21 protein-coding genes are annotated in these 23678 nt (G+C 37.5%); 2 read left to right on the plus strand and 19 right to left on the minus strand.

Translation table 11 applies throughout. The annotated features are described in order from the left end of the window. Positions 1–28 precede the first annotated feature (28 nt). On the minus strand, positions 29–739 hold the full coding sequence (locus tag AC27H3_RS15625) for a substrate-binding periplasmic protein (RefSeq protein ID WP_487107620.1): 711 nt from the start codon (positions 737–739) through the stop codon (positions 29–31). Positions 740–807: 68 nt separating this feature from the next. Then, positions 808–2169, minus strand: coding sequence for a bifunctional UDP-N-acetylglucosamine diphosphorylase/glucosamine-1-phosphate N-acetyltransferase GlmU (gene glmU, locus AC27H3_RS15630; protein ID WP_487107622.1), 1362 nt, complete (start codon positions 2167–2169; stop codon positions 808–810). A 261-nt stretch (positions 2170–2430) separates the two neighbouring features. Between glmU and AC27H3_RS15635 the strand changes: the two genes are divergently transcribed. Further along, positions 2431–4770, plus strand: coding sequence for a Tex family protein (locus AC27H3_RS15635; RefSeq protein WP_487107624.1), 2340 nt, complete (start codon positions 2431–2433; stop codon positions 4768–4770). A gap of 184 nt (positions 4771–4954) precedes the next feature. On the opposite strand, the gene AC27H3_RS15640 is transcribed toward AC27H3_RS15635, so the two are convergent. Continuing rightward, positions 4955–5989 (minus strand): DcaP family trimeric outer membrane transporter, encoded by a 1035-nt coding sequence (locus AC27H3_RS15640; RefSeq protein ID WP_085306331.1) that lies wholly within the window; start codon positions 5987–5989, stop codon positions 4955–4957. Positions 5990–6122: 133 nt separating this feature from the next. Beyond that, entirely contained in the window at positions 6123–6611 is a 489-nt protein-coding gene (locus AC27H3_RS15645; RefSeq protein ID WP_487107627.1) for an AMP-binding enzyme, read from the minus strand. Positions 6612–6896: 285 nt separating this feature from the next. Here AC27H3_RS15645 and AC27H3_RS15650 point away from each other — a divergent pair, with 285 nt between their 5' ends. Continuing rightward, on the plus strand, positions 6897–9182 hold the full coding sequence (locus tag AC27H3_RS15650) for a S9 family peptidase (RefSeq protein WP_487107629.1): 2286 nt from the start codon (positions 6897–6899) through the stop codon (positions 9180–9182). A gap of 90 nt (positions 9183–9272) precedes the next feature. Here the strand turns inward: AC27H3_RS15650 and AC27H3_RS15655 are convergent, their stop codons facing one another. The 15 genes from AC27H3_RS15655 to mnmG all read right to left on the minus strand — a co-directional run bounded on the left by AC27H3_RS15655 (position 9273) and on the right by mnmG (position 23570). After that, a complete protein-coding gene (locus tag AC27H3_RS15655) occupies positions 9273–11159 on the minus strand; it encodes an Lnb N-terminal periplasmic domain-containing protein (protein ID WP_487107631.1) in 1887 nt (628 codons plus the stop codon). A 68-nt stretch (positions 11160–11227) separates the two neighbouring features. Continuing rightward, positions 11228–11737, minus strand: coding sequence for a DUF3015 family protein (locus AC27H3_RS15660; protein WP_487107633.1), 510 nt, complete (start codon positions 11735–11737; stop codon positions 11228–11230). A gap of 293 nt (positions 11738–12030) precedes the next feature. Further along, entirely contained in the window at positions 12031–12450 is a 420-nt protein-coding gene (locus AC27H3_RS15665) for a F0F1 ATP synthase subunit epsilon (protein ID WP_487107635.1), read from the minus strand. Between the two features lie 46 nt (positions 12451–12496). Next, positions 12497–13882, minus strand: a complete 1386-nt coding sequence (atpD, locus tag AC27H3_RS15670; RefSeq protein WP_085306325.1) for a F0F1 ATP synthase subunit beta — start codon at positions 13880–13882, stop codon at positions 12497–12499. 57 nt (positions 13883–13939) lie between these two features. Further along, a complete protein-coding gene (gene atpG / locus AC27H3_RS15675) occupies positions 13940–14800 on the minus strand; it encodes a F0F1 ATP synthase subunit gamma (RefSeq protein WP_487107637.1) in 861 nt (286 codons plus the stop codon). Between the two features lie 27 nt (positions 14801–14827). Further along, positions 14828–16369 (minus strand): F0F1 ATP synthase subunit alpha, encoded by a 1542-nt coding sequence (atpA, locus tag AC27H3_RS15680; RefSeq protein WP_487107639.1) that lies wholly within the window; start codon positions 16367–16369, stop codon positions 14828–14830. 13 nt (positions 16370–16382) lie between these two features. Further along, on the minus strand, positions 16383–16916 hold the full coding sequence (gene atpH, locus AC27H3_RS15685) for a F0F1 ATP synthase subunit delta (RefSeq protein WP_487107641.1): 534 nt from the start codon (positions 16914–16916) through the stop codon (positions 16383–16385). A 14-nt stretch (positions 16917–16930) separates the two neighbouring features. Beyond that, the gene (gene atpF / locus AC27H3_RS15690) at positions 16931–17401 is read right to left on the minus strand and encodes a F0F1 ATP synthase subunit B (RefSeq protein WP_487107643.1); all 471 of its coding nucleotides are present in this window, start codon (positions 17399–17401) and stop codon (positions 16931–16933) included. A 47-nt stretch (positions 17402–17448) separates the two neighbouring features. Further along, on the minus strand, positions 17449–17670 hold the full coding sequence (gene atpE, locus AC27H3_RS15695) for a F0F1 ATP synthase subunit C (protein WP_076417406.1): 222 nt from the start codon (positions 17668–17670) through the stop codon (positions 17449–17451). A 98-nt stretch (positions 17671–17768) separates the two neighbouring features. Next, positions 17769–18539, minus strand: coding sequence for a F0F1 ATP synthase subunit A (gene atpB, locus AC27H3_RS15700; RefSeq protein ID WP_085306320.1), 771 nt, complete (start codon positions 18537–18539; stop codon positions 17769–17771). A gap of 48 nt (positions 18540–18587) precedes the next feature. Then, positions 18588–18980, minus strand: a complete 393-nt coding sequence (locus AC27H3_RS15705) for an ATP synthase subunit I (protein WP_487107645.1) — start codon at positions 18978–18980, stop codon at positions 18588–18590. Positions 18981–19280: 300 nt separating this feature from the next. Beyond that, positions 19281–20171 carry a ParB/RepB/Spo0J family partition protein gene (locus AC27H3_RS15710; RefSeq protein WP_487107647.1) on the minus strand — a complete coding sequence of 297 codons (891 nt, stop codon included), beginning with the start codon at positions 20169–20171 and terminating at the stop codon, positions 19281–19283. A gap of 8 nt (positions 20172–20179) precedes the next feature. Next, positions 20180–20983, minus strand: coding sequence for a ParA family protein (locus tag AC27H3_RS15715; RefSeq protein ID WP_487107649.1), 804 nt, complete (start codon positions 20981–20983; stop codon positions 20180–20182). A 40-nt stretch (positions 20984–21023) separates the two neighbouring features. Further along, positions 21024–21650: a 16S rRNA (guanine(527)-N(7))-methyltransferase RsmG gene (gene rsmG / locus AC27H3_RS15720; RefSeq protein WP_487107651.1), complete on the minus strand. Its 627-nt coding sequence runs from the start codon at positions 21648–21650 to the stop codon at positions 21024–21026. 30 nt (positions 21651–21680) lie between these two features. Continuing rightward, the gene (gene mnmG / locus AC27H3_RS15725; protein WP_487107653.1) at positions 21681–23570 is read right to left on the minus strand and encodes a tRNA uridine-5-carboxymethylaminomethyl(34) synthesis enzyme MnmG; all 1890 of its coding nucleotides are present in this window, start codon (positions 23568–23570) and stop codon (positions 21681–21683) included. Positions 23571–23678: the final 108 nt, after the last annotated feature.

The following is a 23678-nucleotide window of genomic DNA, read 5'->3' on the forward strand; positions in this document are numbered from 1 at the left end:
GAAAATAAAAACAATATTTATCTAAGATCTAATCTTCTTTCAAGGCTTTATAAGCCAAATAATATTGATAACCGGGATCGGTACGTAATTTATCTGCAGCACGCTTCAGTTTTTCGAGTATGCCGCTTTCTGTGTTTATATTCGCAGCAATATAACTATCTCGACGTGTTTCTGGTAAAACAAGAACAGAAAATAACGCTTGAGCATTTTGTTGCTGCTCTGCAAAGAAATCGGTTAATACATTCGGGTCGGCAAAAATTAAATCTACTTTACCTGATAAAAATAGTGCTATGCCATGCTTTAAAGATGATACAACATAAAGGTTAGTTGCTTCGTTAAAACCTAATTTTACTAATGAGTGATAACCATAACTATCCCTTATTACAACAGTGGTTTTAGATTTTGCTTCCTCTAAGTTTTGAATACTGTTTTCAGGGCGGCTATTCAGTGAAACAAAACCACGCACAAGTTCACTAACTTTAATTAGCCAATGAAACTGATTTTCACGGGCATGTGTTCTTATCATGCTAACAACAAGGGTGTTTTCTCGATTTAAAGCTGTATTATATGCTCGAGACCAAGGTAGCAGTTCAAACGGGGCTTGCAATTCACTTTGCAATAATAGCAATTTGAGAATTTCTGCACTTGGACCTTTTATTTCATTATTTTCATAATATTGCAGCATAGGGTGTTCGGCTGCAACAGCCGTTAAAGCTGACTCAGCTCGCACAAAATTCATAAATAAAATATTTATGAAAATTAACCTTAACAAAAACAGTGTAATAAGAGATCCTTTCATGCTTTGATTTATTTTTTAGATGGGCGTTTCCAATCAGCAATATTACGTTGCTTACCACGAGCTACACTAAGCTCGTTATCATCAACGTTTTTAACAATAACCGAACCTGCTCCTGTTGTTGCCATTTCACCAATAGTAACAGGTGCAACTAACGAAGCATTTGAGCCTATAAATGCACCAGCACCGATAATAGTTTTTGCTTTATTTACGCCATCGTAATTACAGGTAATAGTACCGGCACCAATATTAGCCTTAGCACCAATTTCCGCATCGCCTAAATAACTTAAATGTCCAGCTTTTGCGCCTTCGCCTAAGCGTGTTTTTTTCATTTCAACAAAGTTACCAATATGAGAATCGCGCATCAACTCTGAACCTGGGCGTATGCGAGCAAATGGGCCAACAGAGGCTAATTCACCAATTATAGCGCCATCAACCATACTATTAGGCTTAATTTCAGCGCCTTGTCCGATACTGCAGTTTTTCAAAATACAGTTGGCGCCAATAATGGCATTATCAGCAATTTGTACATCACCTTCGAAAATACAGTTAACGTCAATCACCACTTCTTGTCCAACGCTAACATTACCACGAATATCAATGCGGTTAGGATCACGTAAGCTTGCACCTGCAATCATTAACGCTTCAGCTTTTCTTAATTGATAAGCTCTTTCAAGACCTGCAAGTTGCACGCGATTATTAGCGCCTTCTACTTCAATTTCACTATCTGGATGAGCAGTGGTAATGAGTTTACCTTCTTGATGACAAGCTGCAATAATATCAGTTAAGTAATACTCGCCTTGCGCATTATCGCTAGATAAATTAGCCAACCAGCGTTTTAAATCGCCGCCATTAGCTAATAAAATACCGGTATTAGCTTCATTAACTAGTAGTTGCTCAGCTGTAGCATCTTTTTGTTCAACAATACCAACTACCGTACCTGAACTATCACGCATAATACGGCCGTAACCAGTTGGGTTAGCTAAATGTACCGTTAATAGCGCCATACCATTATCTGGTTTTGCAACAATTAAGCGTTGTAATGTACTCACTTTCGTTAACGGTACATCACCGTAAAGTACTAAAACATCTTCATCATCAGCTAAAAAAGGTGAGGCCATATCAACCGCATGGCCAGTGCCTAGTTGTTCTTTCTGTTCAACAAAAGTTAAATCATCGCCGGTAACTTTAGCTTTAAGTACATCGCCACCAAAGCCATAAACTAAATAAATATTTTCGCTATCTACTTGGCGCGCCGCGTCAATAACATGAGATACCATCGGCTTTTCAGCAACAGGGTGAAGAACTTTAGGTAAAGCAGAGCGCATGCGAGTGCCTTTACCCGCCGCTAAGATAACAACAGAGAGAGCCATAATTTTTCCGTTTTAATTGATAAAGTTACTTATATCAACTTGATGAATAAGCATAAACTCACCAACCGTTGATAACGTATTACAACATTGTAACGCTAAATTACCTGCTTCTCTATTAAAATTATATTTCGCCCTTACCTAGGATTTAGGCTTTTTAAGGTTGCTGAAAAAACTTACTGGCTGTATCGCACCTCAGTAGTAATTGAGTGTATAATAAGGCCAACAAAAACAAGACTTTTAAAGATCTAGGATCCCGTATAAATGACGCCCATTGCTGAGCAAATAGCCAAAGAACTTGATGTAAATACTAGCCAAATAAATGCGGCTATAAACTTACTAGATGAAGGTGCAACGGTTCCTTTTATTGCCCGTTACCGAAAAGAAGTTACCCAAGGACTTGATGATAATCATTTACGCCACCTTGCCCAACGCTTAGTTTATTTACGCGACTTAGCCGAACGTCGAAAAGTTATTATCAATAATATTGAACAGCAAGGTAAATTAACGCCAGCTTTAGCCAAAGAGCTAAATAATGCCGATAATAAAACCCGTTTAGAAGATCTTTATTTACCTTATAAACCCAAAAGAAAAACCAAAGGGCAAATAGCGATTACCGCCGGTTTAGAGCCGCTAGCGAATAAAATATATAACAATTGGCAGCTTAACCCAGCACAAGAAGCAATAGCTTTCATCAATAGTGAGCAAGGGTTTAGTGATGTTGCCTCAGTGCTTGAAGGCGCACATTTTATTTTAGTCGAACGTTTTGCTGAAGATGCTAATTTAATTCAGAAATTACGCCGCCACCTTCTTAAGCAAGCTCACTTGTGTAGTAAAGTTATAAAAAGCAAAGAAAATGAAGCGGCAAAATATCGCGATTACTTCCAACATTCTGAATTATTAAAATCAGTACCGTCACACCGTATGTTAGCCATGTTGCGAGGACGTAACGAAAAACTACTATCGTTAAGCATTGATACCGACCCAGGGCAAGAAGGGGCGTTTTCAAGTGCACAACAACTGATCAGCGAACATTTTAATTTACGTTTAACAGGCCAAGCAGCAGCAGAATTTTTAACTAAAGTTGTACAAACCACATGGAAAGTAAAACTGAGCCAAAGTTTAGAAACAGAACTATTAGGGCAGTTACGCGAACAAGCCGAAGTTGAAGCCATTAAAGTGTTTTCACGTAATTTAAACGACTTAATGATGGCGGCACCTGCTGGCGCGAAAGTAACTTTAGGTTTAGATCCAGGTCTTAGAACCGGCTGTAAACTTGCCATAGTCGATGCTACCGGTAAATTATTACAAACGGCAACCATATTCCCTCATGCCCCACAAAATCATTGGGATAAGTCAGTACGTACTTTAGTTAATTTATGTCAGCAACATAAAGTAGAGTTGGTGGCGATTGGTAACGGCACAGCTTCACGCGAAAGTGACAAACTTATTGCCGATGTTATTGCTAAGTTAGAAACCAATAAACCAACAAAAGTTATTGTTAGTGAAGCGGGCGCCTCGGTTTATTCAGCGTCTGAGTTTGCAGCTAAAGAGTTTCCTGATTTAGATGTATCTATACGTGGTGCGGTTTCTATTGCACGTCGTTTACAAGATCCATTAGCAGAGTTAGTTAAAATAGACCCGAAAGCCATTGGTGTGGGGCAGTATCAGCACGATGTAAGCCAAAGTCAACTTAGTCAAACCTTAGACAACGTTATTGAGGATTGTGTAAATGCCGTGGGTGTTGACTTAAACAGTGCTTCTGCTGCTTTATTAATGCGCGTGTCGGGTTTAAACAAAACCATGGCAAATAACGTAGTAAGTTTTCGTGATGAACATGGTCGATTCAACAACCGTAATGAACTAAAAAAAGTTGCACGTTTAGGACCTAAAGCCTTCGAACAAGCGGCTGGTTTCTTACGGATTCATAATGGGAATAATCCGTTAGATTTATCGGGTGTTCACCCTGAAACTTACGATTTAGTTAAGCAACTGTTAACACAACTTAACGCCGATATCAGTGATGTTATGGGTAACAAAGCTGAATTAGAGAAAGTTAATGTTACAGCCTTAATTAGCGATAATTTTGGTGAAGTTACAGTTAAAGATATAATCAACGAGTTAGAAAAACCGGGGCGAGATCCACGACCTGAGTTTATAACAGCAACCTTTCAAGAAGGCGTTAATACCATTAACGACTTAAAAGTAGGCATGGTACTAGAAGGCGTTATTTCGAACGTGGCTAATTTTGGTGCTTTTGTTGATATCGGTGTTCACCAAGACGGCTTAGTGCATATTTCATCACTCACTAATAAGTTTGTTAGCGACCCACATGAAGTGGTTAAAGCTGGCGAAGTGGTAAAAGTTAAGGTAACTGAAGTTGACCCACAACGTAAGCGCATTAGCTTAACCATGCGTTTAGATGAAGCAACACCACATGTGAAAAGCCAACCATTAGGAAAGTCACATAAAACACAAAGTAATGACAAACATGCTAAAGGTCAGCATCACAAGAATAAAACCAGAACTCAACAACCAAAGGCTGATAACAATGCCGCTATGGGTAATGCCTTTGCGGATGCATTTGCTAAATTAAAGAAATAAATTATTCATTGAGCAAACAGTCTTTAGCTGTCAGAGTTAAGTTGAGGGCTGTCGTTGAAACTATTGTTAATATAGTTTTTAAGGTGAAATTGGCCCATATTAAATTTTGAAGATAAAAAAAGGGAAGCTATTGCTTCCCCATAAACAACCTCGGTTGGGAGGTTTACTAACGCAAGATTGTTAACTAAAGTACGTATTTTGCGGAAAACTGTACATAGTCTGAATCGGCATTTTGATCAGCAGATTCAAAATTCCCTACTTCTAAACCAAATGATAACTCTTTGGTATAGTTCTTAAATATATTTACGCCCCAATGTCTTCTGTCAGCATCGGCAACTTCAGTGGTTGTTTTGCCAAAAAATGCCGTACTGCGAATATCGTCATTCCAGAAATGGCGATAAGCAACCATGTAAGACGTAGTTTCCTCGACTTCTTCACCAACTAAATCGCGAGCCGCTACTACACCAACATAACGCCCGGTTTCACCGCCATGTAATTGAAAACGAATATCATCTTTGCCAAAGGTATTAATTTTACCTGCAATGCCATAACCAAATGCCGACTCAGAATTACCACCAACTGTGTTTAATTGTCGAGCTAAACCCGCAACAGAAACATTACCCCAATCACCTTTGAAGGTATATTTAGCAATAACATCTGGCATTTTATCTTGGCTAGGATCACCTTTATCTGACTCAGGGTTTTCTATCGCGACTTGAAAATTTCCATGGGTATAACGAACTTGGCCTTGTCGAATAAATGCTGCAGCATTAAGCGGGCCGGCAAAATCAGCCGCTTCAGCTAACGCACTGGTGTTAACAAACGTTGACCAAGTTTGCCCCACTAATATATTTTTATATTTAATAAATGCATGACGTAATCTTGGGCTTGCTGAATTCGATACAATTTCGTTACCGCCGCCACCATGAAAATCAAGTTCAATAAAGCCCGTTATATCACCATGAACATATTTAGTGTTAAAGCGAGACTCGGTTGCACGAAAGCTAGTGCGAGAAATATCGCCTACTGTACCCGCGCCAACCCAATAGTCATTAGTAATACTGTTAATATCACCGTCAACATAACGTGCATCTAATTTGATATAGCCACCAAAGGTAACAGTGTCGTTATCAGATAATTTAATTTCATAACCAGCGCTTGCGCTGCCAGCCATAGCCAATAAACCTGTTGCTAATAAAAGCTTTTTCTTATTTAACATTTTTACTTTCCCCGTGTGTTATTAACCATAGAGCAACAACAGATAAGCTCTGGCAGTGTTTTTATTAATTAAGTTTTAATAACGTATTAATTATGTGAATATTTAACAAATCGTTATCTTATTTTTATATTTTTTATGCTGCACACTTTAAATTAATAGCTTGTAATTTAAGGTTTTTTCTAATGCATCTTTTGTTTTTTTCAATTGGAAGATATTCAACAAATTTTATAATATCGGCACGAGCAAATTCACCTATACCACCCACAAGCTTGGCATTTATAGCGTTTGATAAAGTATTTATTTCAATGTTTAAATGGCTTAATTCAATAAAAACATGAAGCGCATTCCCTTTCGTTTCATGAGGAACACCAATTACAATGGCTTGCTCAACCCCAGCTAATTGCTCAATAAAGTTTTCCATCGTCTGGTTAGCAATTCGATAACCACATACTTTATGACTAACCGTAGTTTGAGAAACTAACCAAATATAATCTGGTTCGCTATCAGGTGCCGAACTTGTTTTAATTAAACTTTCATCAGTAAAGTACTGCCATTCCCCATTATTAGATTGCAGCCACGACAATGGCGCTGATTCGGCATGTAGTTCTTGCGTGTTAAGCATATTACTCTCTAATTAATCTCTTCAATAAAATTTAATCGAAGCTATATATGATGTTATTAACACTAGAGAATCAGCGATGACTTATAAATTAGACCTAAGTCTAAAATGGGTGAAAAATACGGTAGACTTTAGTCTAAAGAGAATGAAATATTACAATTGATAACAGCTTGATGGCTAATTATCGTAAAGATGATTCTGTTGAACGATTATTTACAAAGCAAATATATTAGAAGTGATAGAATATAAAAAAATCCTATTTTATAGCTATTAAATAAAAGGTTATTCATGGTTTCAAAAATAAAAACGATAAATGCAGCTGCTGCTATAGCGTGCTTAGGCTTTAATGTTAGCGCCGAAGTTCTCGACATAGAAAAATATCAACAAGCAGAATGCCAATTAGCTCAACATACTGAAGCATTAGTTTACGGCACAGTTGAAAAACCCAATTGGACTAAAGACGATAAACTTGTTTATCAAAGCCATACCAAAAATGGCAAACAATTCTTTATTGTTGATACTAAAACAAAAGCCAAGAAGTTAGCTTTTAATCATCAAAAGCTTGCCAAAGCATTAGCAAGCGTTACCGAACAAGATGTTAGCCAAACAGACTTACCTTTTAGTCGAATCGACTTTATATCTGATGGGCTTATTTCGTTAAAAGTAGATAGTAATTTTTACCAATGTAATATTCAGAACTATACCTGCCAAGTAAATGAAAGTGCCGTTAAAAGTAACGAACTCATTGCACCTAATGGTGAACAAGCGGTGTTCATTCGTGAACATAATTTGTGGCTTAGAAACCTTAACGATAATAGCGAAAAGCAATTAACCACAGACGGTATAGAAAACTTTGCTTATGCAACCAATAATGCGGGTTGGATTCGCGGTAAAAAACCGGTAGTAAAATGGTCTCCTGATTCAAAAAAACTAACTACCTTTAAACATGATGGCCGCAATGTTGGTGAAATGGGTATAGTGTCTACTGCGGTAGGACACCCTGAAATTGATGTTTGGAAATACCCATTACCTGGTGATGAAAACATTTTTAAAATCCACCGTGTAGTGATTGATATCGAGAAAGCAAGTGTTGTTGTTCTCGACATGCCTGCAGACGACCATAGATCAACCATAACGGATCATGTTGCAGGTAGCGATGGTAGTTTGTTAGATATTGATTGGTCGAGCGATAGCCGTCATTTTGCCTTTGTTTCATCATCTCGTGATCACAAAAAAGCAACACTAAAGATAGCCGATGCCACCTCAGGCAAAGTTCGAACCGTTTTCACTGAAACAGCTGAGAGTTTTTTCGAATCGGGTGTGAGTAATATTAGCTGGAAGTATCTTGATAAAAGCCATGAGTTTATTTGGTTTTCGCAACGTTCAAACTGGGGACATTTATATTTAGTTGATGCTGAAACAGGCAAGATTAAAAATCAAATAACTAAAGGTGATTGGACCGTTTTAGCTTTACTGAATGTTAACCAAGAAACGGGGGAATTAATTTTTACTGGAGCAGGTAAAGAGGGTGGAGATCCTTATTTTCATTATCTTTACAGTATCAATAAAGATGGCTCAGATTTAACCTTACTAACGCCTGAGAAAAAGCATCACCGCATTACCCTAAGTAAAAGTGCAGATTACTTTTTAGATCGTGTATCTACGCCAACACAACCAGAAACCAGTTTTATTCGCAGTACTATTAATAAGTCAGGCTTTATTGTTGAGCAAATGAATATTGATGATCTAACCGCTACAGGTTGGGAGGCTCCAAGTCCATTTATAGTAAAAGATCGCAATAACGAACATAACATTTACGGATTAATGTATAAACCTAGTGATTTTGACGCCAGTAAGTCATACCCCGTGGTAAATTATTTATATCCTGGCCCACAAGTGGGCAGTATTCGTGGTCGCCACTTCAGATCAGCCAGAGGCGATAATCAAGCCATCGCTGAACTTGGTTTTATCGTTATAGAAATTGACGCTTTAGGTACGCCAGGTCGTTCAAAAAACTTTCATGAATTTTACTATGAAAATATGGGCGACAGTGGCATTCCAGATCAGGTTGCCGCGATTAAACAACTAGCAACAGAAAATAGCTGGATTGATATTAATCGTGTAGGAATATGGGGCCATTCTGGTGGTGGTTTTGCTTCGACTCGCGCTTTATTAACTTACCCTGATTTTTATTCTGTTGCTGTTTCTCAAGCGGGAAATCATGACAATAGAAACTATGCCGATGAATGGGGCGAAAAATATCATGGTTTATTAGTTAAAAATGAAGATGGTACAACTAACTATGACAGCCAAGCTAATCAATTGATCGTAGAAAACCTAAAAGGTAAGTTACTACTAGCACATGGCACAACAGACACAAATGTACCACCATATAACACCTTAGTGGTCGCAGAAGCGTTAATAGCAGCAAATAAAGACTTTGATATGCTTATGCTACCTAATCGCGGCCATGGCTTTGCTAGAGAGCATTACATGATGCGTAAACGTTGGGACTATTTTGTACAACACTTAATGGCTGTAACACCACCAAAAGAGTTTACTTTTAGTAAGTAACTAACATGTTTTAAGTCTATTTTACAAAAAACCGATACCTTATTGATATCGGTTTTTTTATTGTTTTAATAATATATTTAATAGCTATTTTTACCAATAATAGCCAAGGCTCAACACAGTTTCGTCGTTACTTAATATCAGCCTAAAATCTATATATTCATGGTTAAAGTTAACTCTATAACGCGTTTCAGCTTTAACCTTGTATTTAGTTACTTGTTCGTTCTCTAAATACTTTCTTGCTTCAAGATCTACCAAAAAATTCCAATCGTTATTAATTGATTGGTTTAGTGTTAAATTACTAGATATATACACTCGACCTCTATCTAAATAATTTTCGACAAAAGCACCGCCTATATAACCACCAACTGTGGTATTTTCGAGAATAGGGATGGATAAGCCTTTGTTGGCTTTGAAAGTAAAATCTGCACAGTTTGTACACTTGTTGTCCTGTTTTTGAAGACCTAAATACAGCCTCCAAGAGTCGTAACCATCATGAGGTAAACCTGTTGCTTGATTTGATACACTAATAACTTCAAATATAGATAAACCTCTAATGGCAAGTTTATTATTCATATATTCAAGATCTAACTCACCCATTTTAAGAGCACCATTTCTTATATGACCACTTTCAGCATCCAACTGATCATAATATGCAGGTCTAAATTTTATAGCGACACCATTACCTAGCTTTTCATTATGCATAAACCCTAACTGTAAGTAACTTGATGGCCTTGCTAAATGGGGCGATATCGCTAGTTTATCCTTAAACTTCACCTTTTCTGGTGCTAGGTTATATCTATAAGTTAACACCCGCGTATACGATTGCTTATTCAGCTTTACATTGTCTTTATCTACAGAAATTAAGTATTGATAATAATCTAGCAAAGTACTCAAAATTTTAAGCTTTGCTTGAAATACTATTGTTTCTGCGTTTAATAAATTTATTTGCTCAGGGTTCTCAACTATTTTGGCAATTAATAATTTTTCATTGGTATTTAATTGCCAATATTTATTATAAAAACTGGATTGCCTTGATGGAATATACTTAACTCTAGAAACTAACGGCGCACCTTTGTATGTGGCTGAGTTAATAGCGCTAACAACTTCTTGTGGAATCACCCATGGTGCTTTGATTGGTGGTAAATCTATATCGTCAAATAAACTAAAGAGTTCATACATTCTGTAGACACAGTTTTCATCAAAAAAGTAATATATATAATCTTGTTCTATCAACTCCCATATATGAGCGACTAAAAAGTAATAATCATCTTGAGATAAATTTAATTGATACTCCCAAAGATCACGTAATTCATTTTCAAGATAGTTTTGCGTGTGATAATAGTAACTTGAATGCGAAAAGCTTCCATCGTATCCACCAACAACGCCTTTAAGCATATAGCTTATAGGATCTTCATTTTTAGGAACTTTAGCGCCAAAATTTACACTTGTTTCTAATAAGTTAAGTTTTTTATTCTTGTCGCTGTTTAGCTTTAATAGTGTATGACCATAGTATGAAGCTGGGTTTCCTAAGTAACCTGTCGCGAAAATTAAACTTAATGACTGTGTTGACGATAATTTTGACCATGCCAAAAAGTCATGGCATTCAACCTCTTTTACATTAGATAAATCGAATTGCTTTTTTAGCCAATGATATCTAGCAGGGAATCTACATTGCGGGTTTTCTTCAGTAGTATTTTGATGATCGGTGTTTTGAAATGCGTATAAGGTTTTAATTAGCTCCTCTTTCGCTGTTAGCTCTGACATTTCACTAAAATAAAAGCGCTGTGAATGTATATTAATATTACTATTTTCACTATCGAGATTTGGTGAAAGCTTAATCAGCTTTTGCCATTTTTCTGAAGCTGATATTGAGTCAATTAATTCGGTTGGATAATCTAAAATTATAGTTTTTTGAGCAGAAACATCGAAAGTACAACAGTAGATAATTAGGCAGAGCAGAATAGTTTTTAATTGCATAAGAACGGTTTAGCTATAAATAAAAATAGCTGCTTTTTAAGCAGCTATTTATTAAAACAAAAATTACATTAAATTACTGCACAATTTCCAACAACAGTAGAGTTGTTAACTATGTTATAAAGATCTGATGATTTTTGTACCAAGTTTTTATCTTGATAATCAGCTTGGTTAATTGTTTGTACCATATCAGTACGGATACTCGCAGTAACTTCAGTTTGTACGCTGTTGTCACAACCTAGAACACCATACATAGATGCTAAGTGATCGCCTGAACCTTCGGCAATTTCTTCTACAATATTATCATAATTATCAATAATGAATTTCGCCGCGATAATATTTGCGCCACTACATGTTTCTGGGCTTGCTGTAGCAGAAGTAACAGCTGTAGTACCTATATCCCAAATTACATTTGATGTAACAGCTGCCCATTTTGTATCTTTAAATAAAGCAGCGCCGATACCACAATCTGAAAATGGGTTAGGACCCGAACCAGGTGTTTTATCAAAGGCAAATGAATTTACAGAAGATGCACAAAAAGCTATAGCTATAGAACTGATTAATATTTGAGTTTTATTCACAATATATCCCTATTTTATTTTTATTAAGTTTTATTAAAAGCTGTTTAAATTAAACCTTTAGATAATATAAATAAAGACCATATAAATCAACATATTAATATTAACTGTTATATTAGCTAGATAAATTTATTTTTATTCAATTAACACAGGCTGTTAAATATCTATAACTCATTGTTAACCAAATATTAATTATTTACTAACGTTTATCTTCAATATGCAATTTATAAGCAATAAAAAAGCGACTGTTTACCGAAGTAAAAGTCGCTTTGTTGGTCACTAAAACTTAGTGTTAGCTATTTTTTGCTGGTAGCTTGTATTACACGTAACTGTGCAACAGCACGAGCTAATTCAGAAGCTGCTTCTGCATAATCAACGTCATCGCCGTGATCATTCATATGCTTTTCCGCTCGTTCTTTAGCTTCTAATGCTTGTTGCTCATCTAAGTCTGCAACACGTATAGCAACATCAGCTAAAACAGTTACACTATTAGGTTGAACTTCAAGCATACCGCCAGAAAGATAGATAACTTCTTCGTCACCGCCTTTCTTAACGATTCTAGCCATACCTGGTTTTAGTGAGGTCAGCAAAGGTGCATGACCAGGCATAATGCCTAATTCACCTTCGCTACCTGTGATCTGTAATGATTCAATGCTACCAGAAAATAATTCTTCTTCAGCACTTACTACATTAAGATTTACAGAAAGTATTGCCATGTGACCTCCTAATCGGTGATTAACTTATGTTAATCACCAGCCTTCATTACATGTTTTTAGCTTTTTCAGCTGCTTCTTCGATAGAACCAACCATGTAGAAAGCTTGCTCAGGTAAATCATCAAACTCACCTGCAAGTAGACCTTTAAAGCCACTAATAGTGTCTTTAAGAGATACGTACTTACCAGGAGAACCAGTGAATACTTCAGCAACGAAGAACGGTTGAGATAAGAAACGTTGAATCTTACGTGCGCGATTCACTGCTAATTTATCTTCTTCAGATAACTCATCCATACCTAAGATGGCGATGATATCTTTTAGTTCTTTGTAACGTTGTAATGTTGATTGAACACCACGGGCAGTTTCATAATGCTCAGTACCAACTACTAATGGATCTAGTTGACGAGATGTAGAATCTAGTGGGTCAATAGCAGGGTAAATACCTTGCGATGCAATATCACGACTCAATACAACTGTTGCATCTAAGTGAGCAAAGGTTGTAGCTGGAGATGGATCGGTCAAATCATCTGCTGGTACGTATACCGCTTGGATTGATGTGATTGAACCTTTCTTCGTAGAGGTAATACGCTCTTGAAGAACACCCATTTCTTCAGCAAGTGTTGGTTGGTAACCAACAGCTGATGGCATACGACCTAACAATGCAGATACTTCAGTACCAGCAAGTGTGTAACGGTAGATGTTATCTACGAAAAATAATACGTCACGACCTTCGTCACGGAATTTTTCAGCCATAGTCAAACCAGTAAACGCTACGCGTAAACGGTTTCCTGGAGGCTCGTTCATTTGGCCGTAAACTAACGATACTTTATCAAGTACGTTAGAGTCGTTCATTTCATGGTAGAAATCGTTACCTTCACGAGTACGCTCACCTACACCAGCAAATACTGAGTAGCCGCTATGCTCGATCGCGATGTTACGAATAAGTTCCATCATGTTAACGGTTTTACCAACACCAGCACCACCGAATAAACCAACTTTACCACCCTTAGCGAATGGACATACTAAATCGATTACTTTGATACCAGTTTCAAGTAGCTCATTAGACATCGCTTGGTCAGCATAAGCTGGCGCTGCGCGGTGAATTGACCACTTTTCTTCTTCGCCGATTGGGCCAGCTTCATCGATAGGCTCACCCAATACGTTCATGATGCGACCCAATGTACATGTACCTACTGGTACTTGGATGTTATCACCTGTGTTTACTACTGTCAGACCACGACGCAAACCGTCTGATGAACCCATAGCGATAGCACGAACTACACCACCACCTAATTGCTGTTGTACTTCTAGTACTAAGCCTGAAAGGTCACCTTCAGTTATGTTTAACGCGTCATATACCTGAGGTACAGCATCTTGTGGGAATTCTACATCCACAACTGCGCCAATGATTTGGACGACTTTACCTGTACTCATGTTTAATCCTCTAATCTTGTGCTCTTATTTACTAAAAAATAAACAAAGAACCTTTGCTTATACCGCTGCTGCACCAGCACAAATTTCACCCAATTCTTGAGTAATACTTGCTTGACGAGCTTTATTGTATACCAATTGTAAATCATCAATTAAGTCACCCGCGTTATCAGTTGCAGATTTCATTGCAACCATACGAGCGGCTTGTTCACATGCGAGGTTTTCAACCACACCTTGATATACTTGAGATTCTGTATAACGAACTAATAAATGTTCAAGTATTGCTTGAGCATCAGGTTCGTATATGTAATCCCAGCGATGCTTAATAGCGTCATCATCTGACTTAGGCAAAGGTAAAAGTTGATCGATTGTCGGTTTTTGCGTCATTGTGTTAACAAATTTGTTATACACGATGAACAATCTATCGATCTCACCATTGTCATAGGCATTTAACATCACCTTAACACTACCAACTAAGTCAGTAAGTGAAGGGTTGTCACCTAAACCCGAAATTTGTGATACTACTTTAGCGCCTATATTGTTGAAAAATGAAGTAGCTTTAGAGCCCACTACAGCAAATTCAACTTCAGCGCCTGCTGATTGCTGTTTACCAGCATCAGCAAGTACTTGTTTAAACAAGTTAATGTTTAAACCACCACACAAACCACGGTCTGTTGAGACTACGATATAACCTACACGCTTAGCTTCACGTTCAACCATATATGGATGACGATATTCTAGATTACCAAGCGCGATGTGACCGATCACATTTCGCATATTTTCAGCGTATGGACGTGATGAAGCCATGCTATCTTGCGCTTTACGCATTTTACTAGCTGCAACCATTTCCATCGCGCTGGTGATCTTCTGTGTATTTTTAACACTTCCGATCTTCGATTTTATCTCTTTACCACCGGCCATGACTATTCTCCGAAAAGGTTAACTAAATTACCAAGTTTGAGTAGCTTTGAAAGCTTCAATCGCTTTCGCTAAACCAGACTCGATATCTTTGTTATAGTCGCCTTTTTCATTGATTGTAGCCATCAACTCAGCGTGCTCATTGTTTACGTATGAACGTAATGCATCTTCAAAATCAACAACTTTGTTGATTGCGATATCATTTAAAAAGCCTTTTTCTGCGGCAAATAATGATACAGCTGTTTCAGCAACTGACAATGGGCTGTATTGCTTTTGCTTCATTAATTCAGTAACACGTTGACCATGCTCTAATTGAGCACGAGTAGCGTCATCTAAATCTGATGCAAACTGAGCAAACGCGGCTAATTCAGCATATTGTGCTAAGGCTAAACGTATACCACCACCTAATTTCTTGATGATTTTCGTTTGAGCAGCACCACCAACACGTGATACAGAAATACCAGCGTTAACAGCAGGACGAATACCTGAGTTAAATAGGTTAGATTCTAAGAAAATCTGACCATCGGTAATTGAGATTACGTTAGTTGGTACGAATGCAGATACATCACCCGCTTGCGTTTCAATGATAGGTAAGGCAGTTAATGAACCTGTTTTACCTTTTACTTCACCGTTAGTAAAACGTTCAACGTATGCTTCGTTTACACGAGCAGCACGTTCAAGTAAACGACTGTGAAGATAGAAAACGTCACCTGGATATGCTTCACGGCCTGGCGGACGACGTAAAAGTAATGAAATTTGACGGTAAGCAACAGCTTGTTTCGACAAATCATCATATACGATTAGTGCATCTTCACCGCGGTCACGGAAGTATTCGCCCATAGTACAGCCAGAATATGCTGACAAGTACTGTAGTGCAGCAGCTTCGGCAGCACCAGCAACAACAACGATAGTATTATCTAACGCGCCGTGCTCTTCTAATGAGCGAACTAAGTTAGCAACAGTAGAGGCTTTTTGGCCAATAGCTACGTATACACACTTAATACCAGTATTTTTCTGATTGATGATTGCATCTAATGCGATAGCAGATTTACCAATTTGACGGTCACCAATGATAAGTTCACGTTGACCACGACCAATTGGAATCATTGCATCGATTGATTTAATACCTGTTTGAACAGGCTCATCAACAGATTTACGATCGATTACGCCTGGTGCCATCATTTCAACTGGAGCAAAACCATCGTTATCGATAGGTCCTTTACCGTCAATTGGCTCACCAAGAGTGTTTACAACACGGCCTAATAGACCACGTCCTACTGGTACTTCTAAAATTCGACCAGTACATTTTACTTTAACGCCTTCAGCTAGATCCGCGTAAGGACCCATAACTACCGCACCGACCGAATCACGGTCAAGGTTTAACGCGATAGCAAAGCGATTGCCAGGAAGTTCAATCATCTCACCTTGCATTACATCTGCAAGGCCGTGAATACGAATGATACCGTCAGTTACAGAAACGATAGTACCTTCATTACGAGCTTCACTAACTACGTCAAACTGTTCAATACGACTTTTGATCAGTTCAGCGATTTCAGTGGAATTCAGTTGCATACTCTGTTCCCCGTTAGGATTGCATTGTTGTTGCTAAGCGGTTCAATTTACCTCGTACTGAACCATCTATTACCATATCACCAGCTTTTATTACTAAGCCAGAGACTACGTTTGCATCAATATTACAATTAAGTTTTACTTTTCGAGCCAAACGCTTTTCAAGCGCAGCGCATAATGTAGTTTCTTGTTCAGCTGTTAATTTAACAGCTGAAGTTACATCCACAGACAATGTTTTCTCATGTTCAGCTTTTAATTCGCGAAACTGAGTAACAACCTGTGGTAGCACCAATAAACGTTGATTTTCAGCCATAACTTTAATTAAGTTTTGGCCATTGCTATCAAGTTGAACATCACAGACTTTTAAAAATATGTCTTGTGCTTGTTCTACTGACGCACCACCAGAAAGGTATTCATTAATGGTGGCATCGCTAGCAACTTCTGCAGCGAAAACTAGCATTTCTAACCAGCTTTCAATTGCATTTGCTTCGATAGCAAAATCAAACGCCGCTTTAGCGTAGGGACGAGCGATGGTTGTCAATTCAGACATAAGCTCATTTCCCTCTAAAGTTCAGCTACAAGTTTATCTAAAATGTCGCTATGTACAGCGGCATCAATTGAACGCTCAAGAATTTTCTCGGCACCAGCAACAGCAAGAACAGCTACTTGTTGACGTAGTTCTTCTCTAGCTTGGTTACGTTCTGTATCAATTTCTGCATGACCTGACGCTAAGATTTTTTCTTTCTCAGCTTGTGCCTTCACTGCAGCTTCTTCAATTATTTGAGCTTCACGCTTTTTAGCAGCTTCAACAATACCAGCTGCTTGCGCTTTAGCGTCTTTTAATTGTGCTGTAGCTTTTTCTTGAGCAAGCTCAAGATCTTTAGCGGCACGGTCAGAAGCAGCAAGTCCATCAGCAATAACTGCTTGACGTGCTTCGATGGCACCAATAATTGGTGGCCATACGTACTTCATACAAAAAATTACGAATACGATAAATGCGATTAATTCACCAATTAAGGTCATATTAAGATTCATTTATGTATCTCCTATTTAAATTCGCGGTTAAAAAACAACTTAAAAAATTAAGCACCAACTGCGAATAATAGGTATAAGCCGATAGCAACACCGATCATCGCGATAGCATCGATAAGACCCGCTACGATGAACATTTTAACTTGAAGTTGAGGTGCCAATTCAGGTTGACGTGCAGCAGACTCTAGGAATTTGCCACCAAGTAAACCAAAACCAATCGCAGTACCAAGAGCACCTAGACCGATTAATAAAGCAACAGCGATATATAACATATTTATCTCCGATTATTTAAAGTTATAAAGTTAAAAAAACTAAGGTTAAAAAAAACTATTTTGGGCATCCTGCCCTTAACTCCTAAGAGTTAAAAAAATTAATGATCTTCGTGCGCTAAACTCAAATATAGAATTGTTAGCATCATAAAGATAAACGCTTGTAATGGGATAACCAACAAGTGGAAAGCAGCCCATAAAAAGTGTACTGGCAATTGGAATAAACCAATTGTCGCAATTAATAAGAAAATTAATTCACCTGCATACAAGTTACCAAACAGACGTAGTGCTAATGATAACGGACGAGCAAGTAAAGTAACCATCTCTAAAATAAAGTTAACCGGGTAAAGTGACCAATGGCCAAATGGTTGAGTTGTTAGTTCTTTAATGAACCCACCAACACCCTTTACTTTAATTGAATAGTAAATAATTAGCACAAATACACCTAATGCTAATGCAAAGGTCATATTAGGATCGGTAGTTGGTACGGCTTTCATGTAGTGCACACCAAACAGCTCAAAAATACGTGGTATTAAATCAACCGGTACCCAATCCATCGCGTTCATTAACAATACCCATACAAAAATGGTTAATGCCAAAGGTGCGATTACAGGGTTTTTACCGTGAAACGTACTTTTAACGCTATCGTCAACAAATTCGACAATCATTTCAACAGCACATTGCCACTTACCAGGAACACCTGTAGTTGCTTTTTTTGCTACTGCACGAAATGATAAAATGAAAACCAAGCCCAAAAATATTGACCAACCTAAAGTATCTATATGAAGGGCCCAAAAGCCTTCTCCAACAGTTAGATTCTGAAGGTGATGTTTAATATATTCTTGGCTAGTAATTTCAGCACCTGAAGCCATATTAATTATCCCAATGATTAAAGTTTAAAGTATAAATTCTGGTTGCCGCTAATATTTAATAACAAATGGTGTTATCAAAGGTAAAGCCACAACTAAACAAAAACTACTGAAAAAAGCTATTGGCTCTATCGCTAAAAATCTGAAGGCTAGCGCAAATAAAACGGCCGTTAATACAATTTTCAATTTTTCGCCACTATAAAAGGAATCGAGTACCTTTTCTGACGATCTTGCTCCAGCATATTTAAATGCTTTATAAGCAAAGACAAAATTAGGGATTATACTTATAGCACCACCGGCTAATACCGATATTGCGTAAGATAATCCCCAAATAAAATATGTTGCTATACTGCAAGCTAAAACGACGATCACGGATATCAAAATTTGCGTAAAAGCAAATATTCTGCCTGGCTTAGCTAACGTATTGTTAATATATAAACTCACCAGTAGCTCCGTACGAAAAATTTCGTATTACTTACAGTTTTTTAAAGAAAAATAATCCTCTTCAAAAAGCCGACGCAAGTATACTGAATTACAGACTGAATGCAACATAATAGGGCAAGCATTGCTGACATATTCTGCTATTTAGCTACACTAGATGAATAAATTACTACTTAGGTATTATACATTATTGAAACTTTGATTTTGTACCGTTAGGTTGATAAAAACTCTAACTATAGTCAGTTTTATCTTATCAATATTATTTTACTTCAATAATGTATTTAAATTTGTTAACGGTCATCTTCAAAAGGAGTTAAATCGGGAAACAATCCCATCAAGTTCAGATAAATCACTATATGAAATAACCAACTTACCTTTGCCTTTTTTATTGTGACTTATTACTACAGCTGAACCTAATTTTTCAGATAAGTTCTGCTCTAACGCTTTCGTGTTAGGATCTTCCGGCTTTTCTTCTATTTCTTTTGGCGGTTGTTGTACTTTCTTAATTAATGCTTCAGTTTCACGAACGTTCAATTCTTTAGCAACAACAATACGTGCTGTATTGGTTTGAATATCATTATCTAGAGCCAATAAAGCTCGAGCGTGTCCCATTTCAATATCGCCATGTTCAAGTAACGTTTTAACTTCACTGTTTAGGTTATTCAAACGTAATAAATTGGTTACGGCCGTTCTTGACTTTCCAACAGCATCTGCCACTTCTTGGTGCGTTAGTTCAAATTCAATTAACAACCGTTCTAAAGCAATAGCTTCTTCCATTGCATTTAAATCTTCGCGTTGAATATTTTCAATTAATGCTATTGCTACTGCCGCCTCATCAGGAACATGTTTAATTAAACAAGGAACTGTATCTAATTCTGCTAATTGTGCCGCTCGCCAACGTCGTTCACCGGCAATAATTTCATAACTATGTTCGCTTACAGGGCGAACAACTATAGGCTGAATAATACCTTGAGATTTTATTGAATTGGCCAAATCGTCTAATGCCTCTGCAGACATATCCTTTCTTGGCTGGTATTTACCTGGATGAAGTTGTTCTATAGGTAAATTTTGTAATTCTGCATTTTTATTTGTTGGTTCATTATTTTCACTGGCATTCACAGGTGAGCTTTCAGATGGCTTTGTTAGTAATGCATCAAGACCGCGTCCTAGACCTCTACGTTTTGTTTGACTCATGATATTCCTTATTGCTCAGTAGTTTCTTGCGGTGTAGGTTGCTTTTTTTGTTCTGCGCGTCTTAAAATTTCACCAGCTAAAGCCAAATATGCTTTTGCACCCGTTGATGACTTGTCGTAATACATTACTGGCGCACCAAAACTTGGTGCTTCGGCTAAACGCACATTACGAGGTATTACGGTGCGATATAATTTATCGCCAAAATGACGCTTTAATTGTTCAGAAACATCATTGGCTAGTCGGTTACGTGGATCGTACATGGTACGTAAAATACCTTCAATATGAAGCTTGCCATTAACAACGGTTGTTAGCTGTGAAATAGTATCCATTAAGGCTGTAAGACCTTCCAAGGCATAATATTCGCATTGCATTGGCACCAGCACTGAATCAGCGGCGGTCATCGCATTTACTGTCAGCATATTTAAAGAAGGGGGACAATCAATAATAATATAATCGTAATCTTTTTTTACTTTTGACAAAGCGTTCTTTAAGCGGTGCTCTCTAGAATAAACTTCCATTAACTTAATTTCAGCAGCCGTTACATCACTATTAGCAGCAATAAGATCATAAACCCCTGCAGTATTTCTACAAACAACTTCATCAAATGGACGCTCTTCAATAAGTAGTTCATAACAAGTTGCTGGCACTTCGTATTTATCAATACCACTGCCCATGGTAGCGTTACCTTGTGGATCAAGATCGATCAGTAAAACTTTCCTTTTAGTTGCCGCTAAAGATGCAGCAAGATTGACCGAGGTTGTCGTTTTACCGACACCACCTTTTTGATTTGCAACCGCGATTATTTTTCCCACAGGAACCTCAATTACTTTCTGATCAAAAGCTTATTATTATTTATGATTTCACTAATTCAATCAAATGGCGTTCGCCTTCTAATTGAGGCACAACAATAGTATAACTATTTTCAACGGTTATATTATTAGGTAATACCGATATTTCTTCAGTCGGATAGATCCCTTTTAATGCTAGGAACCTGCCTTGATCTTTACTCACCAAATGTTCACACCAAGTTACCATATCGATTAATGAAGAAAATGCTCTACTTAATACACCATCAAAAGGTTGTTCTGGATGATATTCTTCAACTCTAGACTTAACCGGTGTTACATTTTCAAGTTTTAATTGAAAAACAACTTGTCGTAAAAAAGTTACTCTTTTGCCTAAACTATCTAATAATACGAATTTTCGCTCTGGATACAAGATAGCCAATGGAATACCTGGTAATCCTGGCCCGGTGCCAACATCGATAAATGATTGACCTTTCAGTAAAGGACCGACCATTAAACTATCCATAATATGTTTTATGATCATATCTTTTGGATCGCGAACTGATGTTAAGTTGTATGCCTTATTCCATTTATTTAATAATTCAACATATTGGATAAGTAAAGAAACTTGTTCATTAGAAACCTCAAGTGAGGTTTCTTTAATCAAGGAAACGAGTTGTTCAGACAATGTCATAAGGCGAAAACTTTTATATATGCTGACTATTTAGGCACTTTTGCGTAATAAGCCATGTTTTTTAAGATATACCAATAATAACGAAATTGCTGCTGGAGTAATACCAGAAATACGCGATGCTTTACCGATAGTTTCAGGACGAGTATCTGTAAGCTTTGCAACAACCTCATTTGACAAGCCAGAGATTTGCGAAAAATCAAAGTCAAAAGGAATTAATGTATTCTCATGACGTTTCTTTTTTTCTATTTCATCAAGCTGACGATCAATATAACCAGCATATTTTATTTGTATCTCAATTTGTTCTGCTGCTTGCTTATCAGCTAACGCAGGTCCTAAACCTTCAATAGAAACGACATCTTCATATCTAACTTCTGGTCGTCTAACGAGATCTTCTAAGCTATTTTCACGACTTAGAGGCGTTTTCAACAATTCATTTACTTGTGCAATAGCGGGGTGATCCTTTTGTATCCAAGTAGATCGTAAACGTTGACGTTCTAATTCAACATTTTCCATTTTTTCATTAAAACGCTGCCAGCGTTTTTCGTCAACTAAACCGAGAGCACGACCTTTTTCTGTTAAACGAATATCGGCATTGTCTTCACGCAACAATAAACGATATTCAGCGCGAGAAGTAAACATACGGTAAGGTTCTTTAGTGCCTAATGTCGCTAGATCATCAATAAGAACCCCCATGTAAGCTTGATCTCGAGTAAGTATTAATTCATCTTTTCCTTGTACTCTTGCCGCAGCATTAGTTGCAGCTACAAGACCTTGAGCTCCCGCTTCTTCATAGCCGGTAGTGCCATTAATCTGGCCTGCAAAATACAAGTTTTCAAGAAACTTGCTTTCTAGTGTTTGCTTTAAATCACGTGGATCAAAAAAGTCATATTCAATTGCATAACCTGGTCGAGTTATATGAGCATTCTCAAAACCTTTTATTGATCTAACAAGATCCATTTGCACATCGAATGGTAAGCTAGTTGAAATACCATTTGGGTAAATTTCATGGGTATTTAACCCTTCAGGTTCGACAAATATTTGATGGCTATCTTTTTCAGCAAAGCGATGTATTTTATCTTCGATTGAAGGGCAGTAGCGTGGACCAATACCTTCAATAACACCTGTGTACATAGGCGATCTATCTAAACCTGATTTTATAATCTCATGGGTTTTAGCGTTGGTATGCGTTATAAAACAAGATACTTGTTCTGGATGATCTTCTGTTGATCCCATGTAAGAAAATACTGGGCGCGGATCATCACCAGCTTGTTCTGTCATCACTGAAAAATCAAGCGTTCGTGCATCTAATCGTGGTGGCGTTCCGGTTTTTAAACGATCTATCCTAAATGGCATATCTCGTAAGCGTGATGCAAGATTTACACTGGCAGGATCACCCGCTCTACCACCTTGGTAATTATTAAGCCCTATGTGTATTTGGCCAGCAAGGAAAGTACCTACCGTTAGTACAACGCTCTTAGCTTTAAATTTCAATCCCATTTGGGTTGATACACCAACGATCTTATTATTCTCTAAAATTAGATCATCACAAGGTTGTTGGAATATTGTTAAATTTTCTTGATTTTCTAAATAGTTACGAACAAAGTTTCGATACAAATTACGATCAGCTTGTATTCGAGTTGCACGAACCGCAGGGCCTTTACTCGCATTTAAAGTTCTAAATTGGATCGCAGCATGGTCAGCTGCCGTCGCCATTAAGCCGCCTAAGGCGTCAATCTCTTTAACTAAATGACCTTTACCAATACCGCCAATAGCTGGATTACAAGACATTTGGCCTAGCGTATCAATGTTATGCGTTAACAATAAAGTTTTACATCCCATGCGCGCAGCTGCAAGTGACGCTTCGGTTCCAGCATGACCACCACCAACTACAATTACGTCATAAGACTCTTGATACCACATAAATTAATGACCTTTGATTATTTCTATTTAAAAATTAAGAGCGATATTTTAACGCTTTTTTTAGCTGAGGGGAATGATCTAATTTAGGAAAAGATCCAAGCTTGATCC

The organism is Colwellia sp. NW0002-52-1, assembly GCF_057550865.1.